The following is a 14,664-nucleotide window of genomic DNA, read 5'->3' as shown; positions in this document are numbered from 1 at the left end:
TCACGCTCAAGCTTAAGCCGGCTGGAAATCGATATATAATGGGGTTCCATCTGGGCGCATCGCCGCTTTCATTCGCGTCTTCCGATATAGGATTGGATTGGTCTCATTGGTCAGGAACCGAAATGCGCCAGAATCTTCCATCAAGTCCTGCATGTCCTCGTAAACCTTTGCCCGCTCGTTGGGATCGTTAATGGACAGTCCCTTAGCGTTTAGCTCGTCAAAGCGTTGGCTGCGGAAGCGTTGCCAGTTCCATATACCCACTTGATCTTGCACGAACCAAGTCACGTAGTCGTACGGATCCGGCAGTCCGGAGAAGGTCATAATAAAGAGCTGCACGTCCTTCCAGCTGTCTCCCTCAGACTCCACGCCGAGTGACCAGAATGTCCCGGGATCTCGGGCATTAACCACCAGAGAAATTCCGACTTGGGACAATTGTGCCTGCACCGTCTGAGCTATGGCTGAAGTCTGGCTGTCGTTTGTACAGTCGAGGCTCAATGTCAAACCATTTACCCCAGCCTTCTCGAGAAGCTCTTTGGCTTTTGAGAGATCACCTTCCGGCGGAACCAGAGTCTTTGCGCGATGCCCAACGATACCTGGAGGAATAATACCCGTGGCCGCAATTGACTGACCGTCATACGCGGTATCTAAAACCTGTGGTACATTGATCGCCCATTGGATCGCCCTGCGGACATTTATGTCCTTCAGTTTGGGATGATCCATGTTCATGCCGATCCATGTATAACGGGTCGATGCCCTTTCCGCGATCTCCGTGTTGGCGGGCGGATTGCTCTTGAACGCCGCGAGAGAGTCCAAACCGACTACGGTGAAATCGACGTCGCCCGCCTGATAAGCACGTTCCGCTGCCTTAGCGTCCGGAATAGGCAGGATACGGATTTCGTCGAAGCCCGGCTTGGGGCCTGACCAGTCCGGATTTCTCGTGAGAAGTGCGTACTGGTTGGGCTTCCAGTCAGCCAGCACGTAGGGACCTGAGAATGCTGGCGGCTTCACACCGAAATTACCGCCGTCCTTGGTGGCTTTCCTTACCGCAGCCTCAGAAACGATTTGGCCGACGGCATAAGGCAGCGGAACAAGCCAAACAGCCGCAAATGGCGCGTTGAACACGATAACACCACTGTAGTCGTCCTCCACCTCGACGTGATTTAACGAGCCCCATTGGGGCTTGATGGGTGAATTGAGCTTGATGACGCGCTCGAAAGAGAACTTAACATCCTTGGCCGTCAGCTCGCCGTAATCGCCACTAAATTTTATGCCTTTCTTGAGGCGAAATCGGATATGCGTGGGATCAACCTGCTCGATCTTGTCTGCAGCCTCTAACTCCCAGCCCCATTCGGTGCCGGGCTTATATCGCGTGAGCTTTGAATAGATACAGTTTGTTAGGTCTACTTCCGCCGCCTGCCCGAGGAAAGCGGGATCCAGCGTGACCAGGTCTCCACTGGAACGCACCTCGAGCACCTTGCCTTCGGCCGCCCAGATGACTTGAGACAAGGGCATGCCAGCAGAGATTATGCCACCGCTTAGCGCGGCTCCTGCCCTAAGAAAGGTGCGGCGGCTTACACTTTGCATCATGTCCTCCATGGCTGTTCCCCTTGCCGAGCGACTTGCCGAGGCGTCTTGCCGTGGCCGCGGCGCCCGCGTTCCTTGCTCGGGTGTGTTTCTCTTTGGAATATACTATGGGGCAGCCAAGCCGCAGGCGGAAAAGATACCGTCAGGCATAAATTCTGTTTATGTCATGAGCTCTCGGCCTAGTTGCCGACGCAGCACTCTTTCCTTCAGAAGTTGCGGAGATGGCGTGAACCTCACTGCTGGTTGGAACGCGTCAATACCTACTATCTCGTTGTAAAAAGCGACATTTGAACCCCGGCCGAGCGGGACCAGTACCGGTCAGTTTAAGTCCCGAGCGAACTCCTTGACGTCGTCTCGTTCAAGTAAAAGCTTGTCGCCTTCCTTCGCCACGATATGTGTCTCGATGCGCCATACGTCGCGCAGCGCGCGGACAGTGGCCGAGAGCGCAATATGCACGTTCCAGTTACCGCGGGCGTACGACTTTTCCCAGTTGGAGGTTCCGCGCGCCGAGCTCGGATCGTCGGGATGCATGGTAAGTGTGTCACTGTGCTTAGCCGAAATGACCATTCCGGTGTGCGGATGCACCACGGTCCCCGCGTCGCTCGCCATCCGGAAAGTTGTCTCGCCCGTGGCTTGGTTGGTGATTACCTCGCGACAGAAAGGTTTACCAGGCTTAATAGTCTCTGTTGCCATCGGCCGAGCACTCTCTGGCTTCAGAAACGGTACAAGTTTGGAGTCTACGGCATTCGCTTTGCGCACCGGCAAGATAAGCCTGCTGGCCGCACAATGTATTGATAGACTTGCCCTCTCTGGACTAGGAAAGACAATAGGCCAATGGCTGGTGGCGATGGCGAGCCTTATGCGTTGCCCTTTTTCAAAGCGTTGCCCGCAAGACCGCAGCTTCAGGCGTATTGCTTCAGCCTTACCGGGCGTCATTGGCTTCAAATCGAGGTCGTCGTGGCGATGGGTCAAATTCAGAATGCCATAGCTCACACGGGTGGCCGAGCCGTCCTTAAACACGAGCGAAAGCGTGGCCGATAGGATTGCCACTGCTTTGTCGGAAGAGAGGGTTACCTCAAGCTCGGGGAAGCCGAGAAGGTCTACCTCCTCCAGAAGAGGCTCGGTTTCGAATACCAAGGCGTTTCCGGCTTCCATGCGCTGGTCGATGGGCTGGTCCGGCACTGCGCCATACGCGCACCAAACACCGGATGATAGCCCCGAAGTGGACGGTGAACAGATCGTAAGAACAGCATCACTGCCATCTCCTTCGGCAAGAAGTCCCGGTGAGAGCGACAGCCGTCTTTCGACAATGCTCGCCGTCGGCCAGGAAGGCTCAGCGATCCAACGGCCTGGCCGCTCGTCGTAGATGGCGGCGGGGGGCAAAGGATCCTGAATCCACGCGCGCAACATCGGCTCGTCCTCAACGCCGGTGTGGATGGCTTTAAGATGCTGGTCCCACCAGCGCAAGCATTCCTGGAGAAAGCCGATGCGAGGCCCGGGCATGGCGATGTGAGGATACTTATGAGCCCAAGGGCCGATCAGGCCTTTGCGAGGTCCCGGCAGGTTCTCGAGCATGCGCAAGATGGCGTTGGGATAGGCGTCCGCCCAGCCACCCACCGCGTAGACAGGAATCTCGATGTTGGAATAGTCCTCGCAGATAGAACCATGCTTGTAGAAATCGTCCCGACGCTGGTGCGCGAACCAGTCTTGCAGCCAGATCCCGTTGCCGTTGAGCCGCTCTTCCCAAATCTCACGCCAGCGTTCTCCCACAAGAGCTGGATCGGGCGGGGTCATGGCAATCGCCCAAGCCGCTGCCCCCCACATCAAATTTTCGCACATAAGCGCGCCGCCGAAATAGTGACATTCATCCCGGTATCGATCGTCGGTCGAACACAGCGAGATTATCGCCTTGAGGGCTGGCGGACGGCGGGCAGCAACCTGAAGGCTGTTGAACCCGCCCCAGGAGATGCCAATCATACCGACACTGCCTGAGCACCATAATTGCTTCGCCAACCATTCGATCACGGCAAGACAGTCGTCCTGCTCTTGTTTGAGATATTCGCCCCTGCAGACCCCTTCGCTATCACCCGAACCGCGCATGTCCACGCGCACACCTGCATAGCCATGCCCGGCGAAGTATGGATGGGTGAGTTGGTCGCGCTCCACAGTCCCATCCCTCTTTCGATAGGGCAGGTATTCGAGGATGGCGGGGACCGGGTCCGCCTCGGCGTCCTCCGGCAACCAGAGGCGGGCAGCGAGCTTTACCCCGTCCGGCATCGGGATCCAGACATTCTCGATCTCGCGCACTTTGCGGGGGAAGTCGGTAACAACGCGGATGTCATCCATGGTCCAATCCTCATATGCGTTCGCGCTTGCCGAACTGCCCTTGAGGTTCAGCAAGAAGGCGGCGGGTAACCTGCTGGAACAAAAGCGGTGGCAGGGATACCCGTGTTCGTCGAAGGGGGACCGGCGACCAAGTTGCGAGCGCCGTCCTCGTCCTCACCTCGAATAGACGACGAGGCTGAAGAGTCGCAGACTGAAAAGCTCGCGACTGGCATAAAGCCGATTCATATCAAACGTTGCGCTCGCTAGCCTTAGTCCCGAGTGACAGGTTTCGCGCAGACTTAGGTCAACTTGGCTCTCGCATGGAGCGCGTCAAGGCTCGGCCCAACACCCGAGCGGCGGGATGTCATGGTGGCGTGAGACCGGTCGCCTCACCGAGCCTAGTTTGCCATCAACTTCCCATCAGCCTATCTGGGGCACCTCTCAGCCTTTAGTGATAGCCCGACAAATCTCGCAATGGAGATCCGTATTCCGCGGTTGCGCAGGATCGTCACGCATCGTCCGGCTATACGACTTTATTTGACTCCGGCCAGCCAGCGGATGTTCTTCCCGCAACCGCGACCGGCCGGCGGATGCAGGCGGATCAGCGGCGGTTAATGCGCCAAATAGCAGGCCATGGCCCGTTTTCCCCAACGAGATCTCTCTCTAAAACCCGAACGTCCAAGTTATCCTTCACGCCACGATTTTAAGCTCTTAGGTGGCTCCGCACCCGACGCACCTGCACCAACATTCCACTCCCCCAAATCGATACGCTTATATTGATTCTGAAGTGACATCTTACTGACGCGGCAGTTAGTCACTTCCAATGAATTATCCGTCGCTCACATACATGTATAGCCGCCATCAACGGACAGGATGGCTCCCGTGCAATAGCTTGATGCAGGGCTGGCAAGAAACAGCACCGCGGATGCAACTTCATGGGACTCGCCCATTCTTCCCAGCGGAGTCTGCTCTAACCATCGATCATACTGAAATGAGCTTTCATTCCTCGGGGAAATTGTCATCTCTGTTGTAACATATCCTGGAGCTACCGCATTTACTCGCACATTATGCTTTGCCCAGGCACAGGCCAGCGACTTCGTCATCATGTGAATGGCGCCCTTACTGGTAATATAGGCGGTGTTGTTCTGTGGCTGCGTCACTATCATGCCGCACATGGATCCGATGTTCACGATGTTGCCCCAGCGACGGGCGATCATGTGCCGGCCAAAGGCCCTCGCACACCAAAATGCAGCATCCGAATTGACCCGCATCGTTGCCAGCCAGTCCGCGTCGGAAGTGTCGAGGGCCTCGGTTATCCGGGCTATACCGGCATTGTTAATAAGGACGTCGATCGGCTGTTCGGCATTCAGTTCGTCGGCGAGCGCCGTAACCGCATCCGGCTTTGCCACATCGATGCCGCGATGACTTGCCGCGATACCGCATGATGCGAGTTTGGCCGCAGCGGCAGCAGCGCTATTCGCGTCCAAGTCCGCGATGACAATTGACGCGCCCGCTTGGCCGAGAGCGTGAGCGATTTCAAGCCCGATACCGCGCCCCCCTCCGGTTACAATTGCACGCTTGCCGGACAGGTCGAATTTCTTCAGATAATCCATGCTGCCTTTGATCCAAGTTTGTATGTTGGCCTCGCCCCAATAAATTGACCGGGATCATGATCCCGATACGGGTGGCGCCCGTTGTTGCTTTTGCGGGTCTGTGCCACTCTGCCGGCTATCATCACTAAAACGGCCCCGCGACACGGATACGGAATGACATTGTCCAGCACCGTCCGACAGGGATCAACATTCTGCCGCAGAAACAACCCGTATAGGCAGCCTGGCCAATTGGCTTGCAATGATAGGCGCCAGCAATTGTCCTGAGAATGCGCAAAAGGATTCGCTGGCCGTAAACCCAGCTTATGTCCAGCCGCTCATGCGCAAGATCGCGAATACGCTACCTTCGCCGGCCATAACGCAAGCGTCTAGTTGCCAAACTTGGACCTCATGCTCAGGCGACCATGCTCATAGGATTTTCAATATAGCTCTTAAATATCTGCAGCAACTTTGCTCCGAGCACGCCGTCCACACAGCGATGGTCGATGGAAAGGGTAACACTCATCACCGTTGCGATGGCCATTGAACCGCTCTTGACGACTACATGCTGTCTGCCCGCACCGACTGCCAGAATCGTAGCGTGGGGGGGATTGATCACGGCAGCGAACTCTTTGACCCCCATCATGCCCATGTTCGAGATCGATGTCGTGCCGCCTTCATATTCTTCAGGCTTTAGCTTGCGATCTCTCGCGCGTTTGCCGAGGTCCTTCATCTCGGCGGAAATGACTTGAAGTGTTTTCTGTTCAGCCTTGCGTATGATCGGCGTGATCAGACCGCCTGCGATCGAGACAGCTACCCCTATGTCGACGTGCTGGTGTTTAAGAATAGCGCCCTCGGTCCAGGAGACATTCGCGTCCGGAACGTCACGCAGCGCAAGCGCCAAGGCCCTTATCACCATGTCATTGACGGACAACTTGTAGACCGGCAGTCCGTCCGCGGCCCTAGGCGCCGCACCGTTGAGTCGGGAGCGCAGTCCTAGAAGCTGATCGATCTCGCAATCCACTGCGACATAGAAATGCGGAATGGTTTGCTTCGAGGTCAGCAGACGACGTGCAATCGTCCTTCGCATCCCGTCGTTAGGTATGCGTTCATATGATCCGCCCTCAAACAGCTTAAGAACAGCGTCGTCCTTGGCACCTTTGCTTCCAGACGACGCTGCAGGAGCAGGGCCTCCAGGCGCGTCGGACCGTTGTCCAGGGGCTGCGGCAACCGAACCAGCTTCAGTCTTTATGGCAAGAACGGCGACCAGGTCCCTGACTTTTAGACCGTTAGCGCCTTCCGGAACGACAATCCTTTCCAGAGTACCGCCGGCAGCGGCCTTGATCTCTCCTGTATCGCTACCGCTTGATACTTGAGCCAAAACATCTCCGGCCTTTATGTCGTCCCCCTCGTTGAACATCCATTTTACAATGGTGGCTGCTCCCATATCGGAAACGAAGGCCGGCATTCTGACGTTGATAGGCATCGGCTCTACTGTGGCTTTTGAGGTATCTAGCGGGCTAGCGGTTTGCGGGTTCGGGCTGCTCTGCTTGGGGTACGAAGCGGAAAAATCTTCGAGCTGAACGGATGTTGGGGCTAAGAAGGCTCAAATGCTCACAGCAACAGTCCTCCGTCGATCGCGATCTCCGCCCCGGTAATGTAGCGGCTCTCGTTCGAGAGCAGGAAGAGAACGAGGTCGGCCACCTCGTCGACCGTCCCGGCCCGCTTGAGCGGAATGAGCGCGTACTGGCGCTCTCTGTCGGACGGATCCTCGGCGAGCAGCATGTCGGTTTCCACCCACCCGGGGTGGATAGAATTGACGCGGATTCCTGCTGGCGCAAGCTCTAGGGCCGCGCATTTTGTCATGCCTCGAAGGGCCCATTTCGTCGCGGAGTAGGCCATACAAGTTCGACTTCCGCGCATCCCGGCGACAGACGAGATGTTTACTATTGCGCCACCGCCGGATGCCTCGATCAGAGGTGAGACTTCCCGCATACCGAGGAAGCAACCCAACTGATTCACACGGAAGTGCTTTTCGAAGAGCGCGACGCTCGAATCCCTCATTGGCACGGGTTCATAAATCGCCGCGTTGTTGACCAGACCATGAAGTCCCGTCCCCTCCCCCTCCAGACAGCGGATCAGGCTTCGCCAGTCTTGCTCGCTAGTGACGTCGAGATGCACGTATGACGCTTTTTCACCAATAGTCGCTGCAAGTTGTTCGCCCTGCTCGTCTAGGAGGTCGCCGATGACAACCCGCCCTCCCTCCGTTGCGATTTGGACGGCTTCCGCCGCACCTTGACCTCGAGCTCCACCAGTAATCAAAACCGTCTTGCCTTCGAAGCGTTTGTCCCGCGTCATGGTAGTCCTACAGCAACGAGCAGTTGACTCCGAATACTAACCAATGGGTATGCAGACGTAAGCAGCCAGGAGTGGCACTTAAATCGCCGGAGGTTCTGAAGTTTAGTCAGATAAGTAACGAACCGTGATTCTTTTCTACTGCCCGGTGTTGATGCGACAGATGACGATTCCGACTTCCGTCGCTGACCCTTCATCAACAAGGATTTCGGCAACCACGCCTGCGGTCTCCGCCTCTATCTCAATGTTAGTTTTTTCCGACTCCACTTCGGCTAGAATCTGACCCGGAACGACCGAGGTGCCGACCGAAACATACCACTTCGTAAGATCAACCTCGACCGTCGATGCACCCATCTTCGGGATACGAACTTCAAACATGAGCATAGCTCCTTACGGCTAAGATCGCGTCTTCCAGTTGCTGCGGCTTCGGCAGAACAGCAGCTTCGAGCGCAAGATTGAACGGCATAGGAACGTCAGCTCGCGTGACACGCTTGATCGGGGCCTTGAGAGATGAAAACGCCAGCTCCCCTATTATTGCGCTCAATTCGGCGGCGAACCCACAAGTACGGTTCGTGTCGTCGTAGATTACGACGCGGCCAGTTTTCTTGACGGACTTCAACAGCCCTTCCCTGTCAAGCGGCAAGAGAGACCGAGGATCCCACACTTCGACGCTGATGTTTTTCTCCTGGGCGAGGCGCTCAGCGACAGCTAGAGCCTCGGGCACTAAATGCCCGATAGCAATGACTGTGACATCGGATCCTTCACGCTTAACGTCACCGCAACCGAAAGGGACGGCATAGATTTCCTCCGGCACCGGACCCTTTTGCGGAAGCGACATGGCTGATGCTATGAAAACGACGGGGTCGTCTTCGCGGATCGCCTGGATCATGAGGCCCTTGGCGTCGTAGGCATTCGAAGGGCAAACAACCTTGAAGCCAGCGTGTAGGAGGTACGGATAGGGATTGTCTGAGTGCTGGCCCGCGTTTCCACCCCGCGATCCAGACACCATAAGCGTGTAAGTGATTGGAAGATTTGCTTGACCTCCTAACATCAATCGCATCTTCGCCGCTTGATTGACTAGCTGGTCGAATGCGACGTAAATCAGTGAGGGAACTTGAAACTGAACGATTGGGCGCAAACCGGCCAAAGCCGCCCCCGTAGCGAAGCCGGTGAACGCTGCCTCGGAAATGGGTGTGTCGAGTACGCGGAGATCGCCGAAAGCGCCATGGAGGCCTTTCGTCTCACCGCGAATTCCACCTCGAATGTCCTCCCCGATAATCATGACACTCTCATCTGCCCCCATGGCCTGATGGTAGGCTTCGTTCATGGCCTGAAGAAATCTCAGCTGTCTCACGGCTCTACTCCCCATGCCGGAGTGTTCGGATACGGCACGGCATACATGCAATCGAGAGCCTCGGCCGGGTTCGGCGGGGGGCTGCTCCTAGCGAACTCGACGCCCCGATCGATCTCAATGTTGACCTCGGCATCGATAGCTTCAATGTCTTCTTGAGCGCACAAGCCACTTTCCATCATACGCGCCGCCCAGATCTTGATAGGGTCCCGCAACTTCCAGCGATCGACTTCCTCTTGAGATCGATAGTTCATCTTCATGTGACGCTCGCCTGTATAATGCCCAAAGTAGCGATAGGTTTGACACTCAATGAACGTTGGGCCTTTGCCGGTCCGAGCGCGTTCCGTAGCAGTGAGAGCAGCGTGATAAACGGCCTCGACGTCCATGCCATCGACGCACACACCAGGCATTCCGTAGGATTGGGCGCGAACGTAAGGGTCTAGGATCGTGACTTCTTTGAGAGGCGTCGAGATCGCGTACTGATTGTTCTCGCAGACGAAAATGACAGGAAGATCCCAAATCGCCGCGAGGTTCATCGCCTCGTGGAGGACCCCTTGGTTGATTGCTCCGTCGCCGAAGAATGAAACAGCAACGCGGTTTTCGCGAGCAGCTTTGAATTTGTGAGCCGCACCACAGGCTATAGGGGCTCCAGCGCCGACGATACCATTCGCCCCAAATATTCCAATCCCGACGTCAGCAATGTGCATGGATCCGCCGCGACCCTTATTGTATCCGCCCGTTCGCGCGAGCAGCTCAGCAAACATTCTGCCAACGTCGCCGCCCTTCGCCAGTGTGTGGCCATGCCCTCGATGGGTACTTGTGACGATGTCTGAAGTCGTGAGTGCGCCGCAAATACCAACCGCAACCGCCTCTTGCCCGCTGTACTCGTGACATACGCCGGCGATCTCGTTGTCATCGACTAGGGTGACGACCCGGTTCTCAAACTGCCTGATACGCGCCATGTCGTAATACAAGCTTCTCGCGAATTGAGCAGGCATAATGTTAGACGTCGACGCCTCTATTTTGTGTTCCAAGTTGATCTACTCCGGTCAAACCCGTTGTCGATGTGGCTACTCGATACCTATCGCCGACCAAGATTGTCGCGGCACGCAAGCCCAGAATAACTCTTTTCGAATAAACCATATTCCGGGCGTCTCGTAGACTGAAAGGATGGCGTCGGGTATAGACCTGATTGATATCAAGCCTCACAATCTTCACCCGAGGTAATCGCTTCTCGCCGTGGACCGGTGGCCGCGCATGAAGTACGAGAACGCGGCCAGCGAACTCAACGTGACGCGTTAAGATCCGCACATGACAGAACCTGAAAGGCAACTGTAGCAGTGCCGCGAACCGGGTTCCTCCCTATGCAGCAGCGGCGTGAACTGACCGCCCAGTTCTGTCCACCCAACTTTTACTGCCCGGATCGGCTGACGCGCCGGCGGTTGGCTTCGCGATAGGCCTGCTTAAAAGGCTTCCAATTGAGAGGCCGTCTCTCTCAAAGGGAGCTGTAGAGAGGATTTAACGTTTTCCAGTGTGTAAGCAAATGCAGTGGGCCTATCGAAGCGCCAATCCTTGTTGGCATACCCTCCAGAGCCCTCTTTAGGTTGTCCGCGGTGATCACCGAGCCTGCGTAAAGCCAGTTGGCCAAGTCAAGCATGGCGTCATATGCATCAGTTCAGTCGCGGTGCCGCAGGCATCCTTGAAAATCCTGATGCGGTAGTCGCGCGAAATCGCGTCTCACACTGTCGTTTCCAAACAAACCTCGCTTAAGCTCCGAACATTATAAGATGGTCCGCATTCAATCGGCGCAGCAAAATCTCCAAATTCGTGTTGTAGAACGCGCTGGGACGCTGCTTTCGTACAAGGCTAGCTTCCGGTTTCAGGTCCACGATGAATCTCGGCAGCCTGCCCGACGCTATGTGATGGGCGTCCGCCGTTCAAAGCCTCGTGACGTAGCGCGTCTACTCCTCTTGGATCATACCAATTCTGTGTATAGACAATAGGCAGCCCCGCTGCACGGCATGCATCGGAGAGCTGTCTTGGCACTCCGCAGCAGCTCTTCTCGATTGTAGATCGACCATGCCCCATCCGCTTCGATGCAGTCATGTAAATCCACCGCAATGACTACAGTGCGCTTGAACTGATCGGGCAACGTCATGTCGAGAACCTTTCCCCTTGTTCATAATTTACCCAAGGACATCTTCAAACAGCCGCGAGTCGTGATAGAAACGCTCCGAGGTCGATCGTGCCGATGCATGGGCGCACCTTCAATTGTCCGTCCAAACGGCTATTTGCCAATGAGGGCACGGAATGCGCAAGCAACCACGCCGCAATCGCGATTTGAATGCCACTTCCTGGTCAGATGGTTCAATTCTCAGGCCTGTTCGAAGAACTCTACTGCAATCAGCCGCTCTTTATTCCAGACGCTAGTGCTTTGACAGGCGAAAGATTGCTGCCCGACATAGACCATCTTCATGACAAGCTTAAAGCCGCTCGTAGGAGCATTCAATTTTTGCGCTGACACGATGCCCGCAGCGAGGGATCGCGAAAGTCCATCCCATACGCGCCTGGAAAGGGGGAGCCTAACGACCGTACGCGGCCGGCCCGGGCAGCATTAGTCCGAACGGCACGAGAGGAATAGCGGAACGACGTCCACAGGTTCTGCAGTCCTAGAGCAGTTCGCATTTAGGTTGACTTATAGCCTGCGCTTTCCATGTAGTTGTTGCATTCGTTTGGGCTGACCTGGGGTGTGGGCGATGGCGTTGTGATCGTTTGGCGGCACGGTCGGATGCAGTGCTTGAGCTTAGCAAACAGCTTCTCGATTGGATTGAGATCTGGACTGTAGGGCGGCAGGAAGAAGAGCCGCGCCCCAGCAGCTCTGACGATATCGCGGACGGCTTGGCCTTTGTGGGAACCGAGATTGTCGAGAATGACGATGTCCCCCGGCTTCAGGGCTTTGATGAGCTCGGTTGCGACATAGGCACGGAGGGCCTGCGCATTGATAGGGCCGTCAATGACCCAAGGCGCCTCCAACCCGATCATGGCGTAGCGCGGCGATGAAGGTCATGGTCTTCCAATGGCCATATGGTGCGTGGGCCATCAGCCGCTTGCCGCGCACACCCCAGCCGCGCAATGGCGCCATGTTTGTCTTGACCCATGGTTCATCCAGGAAGACCAAGCGCGTAGGGTCAATGCGGGTCTGGTAGCGCATCCATTGCGCTCGCCGGCGCATCAGCTTGGGCTTGAACTGCTCGGCCGGCAGAATGGGTTTTTTAAAACTCTTGCCCTCGCGATGCAGGAAGTGACCGACGCTCGCAGGGTGGATGATGAGACCACGTTCAGCCAGTGCCGCCGTCAACTGATGAAGCGTCACGTTGGCATCTCGCTCGACCTAGCCCAGGACGAAAGCACGATGCTCCCATCGATCAGATAGGGCCGGTGACCGCCCATCTTGCCAGGTGCCGCACTGCCAAGGCGACGCTTGCGCGCCGCCCACTTGATCACGCTCGACACCGCCACCCTCAGAGCCGCAGCTACCTCACGGCTCGTCTCGCCCTCTTCAAGTCGGGCCAGTGCTCGCTCCCGAAGATCCATCGAATAAGCCTTCGTCAGTCCCGACCTCCAACGGTCAGAACATCAAATCTGATTTGCTCATCCTTGGGAATCCCGAATCAGATAAAACGCGAACTGCTCTAGTGGTGTGATGGGATCGCAAAAAGCTTTCGCCCGAGGGACTTGGACATAAAGTGGGTTTAAGACTAGCGAAACCTTTTGCGCATTCTCAAGGCTATTGCCCGCGCCTATCATCAGCAAGATACAAATCCGGCACGCCTTCTTAGACGGCGGGGCCACGAGTGTTTTAATGCGGGACGCCGGTCGTTCCGCTATCGCGGGCGAGGCTCTGAATGGACACTGACGTTCCCGCAAACCGACGCCGCGGAGGCCGGTCTTCGGTGGTTGCGGCACGGGAGGCTGAAAGAAGGCCGCGTGTCTCGACTATCAAGTACGGAATTCGACCTGTGGAGGCCGTCAACGCCGAACAGCTTGAGCGCATTCATCAGGCTTCGCTGGCGATCCTACGCGAGATCGGGATCGAATTCAGAGATGAGACAGCGATCAGGCAGTGGAAAGAGGCGGGGGCGGATGTCCGTGAACACCGCGTTCGCCTCGAGGCCGACATGGTCATGGATCTCATCTCCAAGGCCCCTTCCCGTTTTGAAATGACGTCTCGCGATCCGTCACAGCGTTTCGAGATCGCGCCAGATACAATGACTTTCGGCGTCATGCAGGGTGCGCCAAACATCCGCGATCTTCAGGGCGTGCGGCGCGCATCCACGATCGAGGATCTCCGGAACATGAACCGGCTGACCCAGATGCTGCCCGGTTTCCATATCGCGGGCGGGTTCACCTGCGAGCCGACCGACATCGCCGTGCCATGGCGCCATCTGCACATCAATCATTCGAGCCTGGTGGAAACCAACATGCCTTTCTTCGGTCTGACGACCGGAAAGCAACGTGCCGACGACTCGATCGCGATGGGCCAGATCGTGCATGGCAAGGCATTCATGGATCAGAACGCGGTGATGATCGGTCACGTGTCGGGCAACTCGCCGCTTGTCTGGGATTCGACCATGCTGGAAGGGCTTCGCGCCTTCGCCGACGCGAACCAGGTCGTGCTGCTGTCTCCATTCGTGCTCGGCGCCGCCAACACTCCCGCCGACATCCCCGCCACGATCGCCCAGTTGAATGCGGAGGCGCTCGCCGCGCTGGCCTATACTCAGCTTGCCGCGCCAGGCGCCAAGATGATCTACGGTCAATATTCCGTCTCGGTGTCGATGCGCAGCGGCGCCCCCATGTCCGGCATGCCGGAAGTTACTCTGATCAACGCCGTCATCGGACAACTGGCAAGGCGCTATAACGTGCCGTGGCGAACCACTGCGTCTCAATCCTCCGCCAAAACCTTCGATGCCCAGTCCGGTTATGAATCAGCCATCGCCTACATGTCCGGCGCCAGCGCCTGCTCCAACCTTATGATGCATGCCGGCGGCTGGGATGAAGCCGGTCTGGTGTGCTGCATGGCGAAGTTCATCGCCGATGCTGAACAGAACCTGCTCATCGAGAAATACGCGCGGGGCATATCATTCGAATATTTCGAGGATGCGCTCGAAGCCGTCCGCCGCATCGGACCCGGCGGCCACTATCTCGGAGATTCCTTCACGCTCAAGCGCTTCAAGGACGCGTTCATCGCGCCGGAGATCCTCGACTACCTAAGCTACGAGCAGTGGAAGGTCAAAGGTTCCAAGGACATGGCACAGCGCTGCAGGGAGAAGGCGACAGCAATCATCGCGAGCTACGAGCAGCCGCCGATGGACCCTGCCGTCCGCGAGGAACTCGATGCGTTTGTGGCGAAACGCCAGGAGGATATTTCCCCGAGCCTCGCCTAAGTCCAGCCAGGCGCCC

9 protein-coding genes and 1 pseudogene are annotated in these 14,664 nt (G+C 56.8%); 1 reads left to right on the top strand and 9 read right to left on the bottom strand.

Annotated elements, in window-relative coordinates; translation table 11 throughout:
* Nucleotides 1-12: 12 nt before the first annotated feature.
* The 9 genes and pseudogenes from EOA38_RS01155 to EOA38_RS01110 all read right to left on the bottom strand — a co-directional run bounded on the left by EOA38_RS01155 (nucleotide 13) and on the right by EOA38_RS01110 (nucleotide 12,816).
* The gene (locus EOA38_RS01155; protein WP_126080633.1) at nucleotides 13-1,596 is read right to left on the bottom strand and encodes an ABC transporter substrate-binding protein; all 1,584 of its coding nucleotides are present in this window, start codon (nucleotides 1,594-1,596) and stop codon (nucleotides 13-15) included.
* Nucleotides 1,597-1,902: 306 nt separating this feature from the next.
* Complete coding sequence (locus tag EOA38_RS01150) at nucleotides 1,903-3,930, bottom strand: CocE/NonD family hydrolase (protein WP_126080632.1); 2,028 nt, start codon at nucleotides 3,928-3,930, stop codon at nucleotides 1,903-1,905.
* An 818-nt stretch (nucleotides 3,931-4,748) separates the two neighbouring features.
* A complete protein-coding gene (locus EOA38_RS01145; RefSeq protein WP_126080631.1) occupies nucleotides 4,749-5,522 on the bottom strand; it encodes an SDR family oxidoreductase in 774 nt (257 codons plus the stop codon).
* 391 nt (nucleotides 5,523-5,913) lie between these two features.
* Nucleotides 5,914-6,984 (bottom strand): 2-oxo acid dehydrogenase subunit E2, encoded by a 1,071-nt coding sequence (locus tag EOA38_RS01140; RefSeq protein ID WP_126080630.1) that lies wholly within the window; start codon nucleotides 6,982-6,984, stop codon nucleotides 5,914-5,916.
* 128 nt (nucleotides 6,985-7,112) lie between these two features.
* A complete protein-coding gene (locus EOA38_RS01135) occupies nucleotides 7,113-7,856 on the bottom strand; it encodes an SDR family oxidoreductase (RefSeq protein ID WP_126080629.1) in 744 nt (247 codons plus the stop codon).
* A gap of 135 nt (nucleotides 7,857-7,991) precedes the next feature.
* A complete protein-coding gene (locus tag EOA38_RS01130) occupies nucleotides 7,992-8,231 on the bottom strand; it encodes a biotin/lipoyl-containing protein (RefSeq protein WP_164762741.1) in 240 nt (79 codons plus the stop codon).
* Nucleotides 8,224-9,180: a transketolase C-terminal domain-containing protein gene (locus EOA38_RS01125; protein ID WP_206516850.1), complete on the bottom strand. Its 957-nt coding sequence runs from the start codon at nucleotides 9,178-9,180 to the stop codon at nucleotides 8,224-8,226. Before EOA38_RS01125 ends, EOA38_RS01130 begins: the two co-directional genes overlap by 8 nt.
* A 23-nt stretch (nucleotides 9,181-9,203) precedes the next feature.
* Nucleotides 9,204-10,238, bottom strand: coding sequence for a thiamine pyrophosphate-dependent dehydrogenase E1 component subunit alpha (locus tag EOA38_RS01120; protein ID WP_206516851.1), 1,035 nt, complete (start codon nucleotides 10,236-10,238; stop codon nucleotides 9,204-9,206).
* Nucleotides 10,239-11,889: 1,651 nt separating this feature from the next.
* A pseudogene (locus EOA38_RS01110) lies at nucleotides 11,890-12,816 on the bottom strand (IS630 family transposase).
* Between the two features lie 293 nt (nucleotides 12,817-13,109).
* On the opposite strand from EOA38_RS01110, the gene EOA38_RS01105 reads away from it, so the two are divergent.
* Nucleotides 13,110-14,648 carry a trimethylamine methyltransferase family protein gene (locus EOA38_RS01105; protein WP_126080626.1) on the top strand — a complete coding sequence of 513 codons (1,539 nt, stop codon included), beginning with the start codon at nucleotides 13,110-13,112 and terminating at the stop codon, nucleotides 14,646-14,648.
* Nucleotides 14,649-14,664: the final 16 nt, after the last annotated feature.

The sequence above is a fragment of the Mesorhizobium sp. M1E.F.Ca.ET.041.01.1.1 genome (genome assembly GCF_003997355.1).
GTDB lineage: Bacteria > Pseudomonadota > Alphaproteobacteria > Rhizobiales > Rhizobiaceae > Mesorhizobium.
This window is presented reverse-complemented; position numbering and strand designations above follow the sequence as displayed.